The organism is Anaerotruncus sp. 80, assembly GCF_009936115.1.
Lineage (GTDB): Bacteria > Bacillota > Clostridia > Peptostreptococcales > Anaerovoracaceae > Senimuribacter > Senimuribacter intestinalis.
On the sequence record NZ_QWES01000059.1, the window covers coordinates 1 to 1,635 of the forward strand.

1 tRNA gene and 1 rRNA gene are annotated in these 1,635 nt (G+C 47.9%); both read left to right on the top strand.

Annotation, left to right across the window (positions count from 1 at the left end):
- Window positions 1-84 precede the first annotated feature (84 nt).
- Window positions 85-161, top strand: a tRNA-Ile gene (locus D1155_RS15455).
- 311 nt (window positions 162-472) lie between these two features.
- Window positions 473-1,635, top strand: a 23S ribosomal RNA gene (locus tag D1155_RS15460); the annotation flags it as partial.

Below are 1,635 nucleotides of genomic sequence, written 5' to 3' on the forward strand. Positions count from 1 at the left end.
GTCGTAACAAGGTAGCCGTATCGGAAGGTGCGGCTGGATCACCTCCTTTCTAAGGAGACGAGATTTTTACACTATGAACTGTATGGGCTTGTAGCTCAGGTGGTTAGAGCGCACGCCTGATAAGCGTGAGGTCGGAGGTTCGAGTCCTCCCAAGCCCACCAAGGTCGAAAGACCAAAGTACCTTGAAAACTGAATAACAAGAAACAAACACAGAAAAGAGAGAAATCGAGAAAATACACAAAGCATAGCGAAAGCAAGCGAAGGGTAAATTCTATGATTTCAACCGAGAAACCAGAAAAGATTCTTTAACAAAAATCCATGTGCAAGCGCTGTACATGGTACACAAAGAACCGCGAAGTTAGAATTCGGAGATGACGAGGCGCGCGAGTGAGCGAGGAAGGCGCATACATTGGTATGTAACTGAGGAGTGAGCGAGCAGCAACAAAGTCAGAACGGATTAAAACGAGCGAAAGGTCAAGTGAAGAAGAGCATAAGGCGGATGCCTTGGCACTGGGAGCCGACGAAGGACGTGACAAGCTGCGAAAAGCTGCGGGGAGGAGCAAATATCTGCTGATCCGCAGATATCCGAATGAGGGAACTCACCTGTGGTAATGCACAGGTATCCATAACTGAATCAATAGGTTATGAGAAGGAAACGCGGGGAACTGAAACATCTAAGTACCCGTAGGAAGAGAAAGAAACATCGATTTCCTAAGTAGCGGCGAGCGAAAGGGAAAGAGGCCAAACCGATAGCTTGCTATCGGGGTTGCGGACACTCAAGATGTATCCATTGTTGATAGTCGAATATGTTTGGAAAGGCAAACCGAAGAAGGTAAAAGTCCCGTAGACGAAATTGACAAGGAGCAGAGTGGATCCAGAGTAGGACCGGACACGTGAAACCCGGTCTGAAGCCGGGGGGCCCACCCCCCAAGCCTAAATACTACCCAGTGACCGATAGAGAATAGTACCGTGAGGGAAAGGTGAAAAGAACCCCGGGAGGGGAGTGAAAAAGAACCTGAAACCTTATGCTTACAAGCAGAGGGAGCGCAAGTGACCTCGTACTTTTTGTAGAACGGGCCAACGAGTTATGGTATGCAGCGAGGTTAAGGTGTAAAGCACTGGAGCCGAAGTGAAAGCGAGTCTTAATAGGGCGAGAAGTTGCATGCTGTAGACCCGAAACCGGGTGACCTATCCATGAGCAGGTTGAAGTAACTGTAAAAGGTTATGGAGGACCGAACCCATATCTGTTGAAAAAGGTTGGGATGACTTGTGGATAGCGGTGAAATTCCAATCGAACTCGGAGATAGCTGGTTCTCCTCGAAATAGCTTTAGGGCTAGCCTCACAGAAAGATACCCGGAGGTAGAGCACTGAATGTTCTAGGGGCCTTCACCGGTTACCGAAAACTATCAAACTCCGAATGCCGGAATATCATATGTGGGAGTCAGACTATGTGAGATAAGTTTCATAGTCGAAAGGGAAACAGCCCAGACCAACAGCTAAGGTCCCAAAATGTAAGTTAAGTGGAAAAGGATGTGGAGCTGCATAAACAGCTAGGATGTTGGCTTAGAAGCAGCCACTCATTTAAAGAGTGCGTAATAGCTCACTAGTCGAGTGGCTCTGCGCCGAAGATAAAC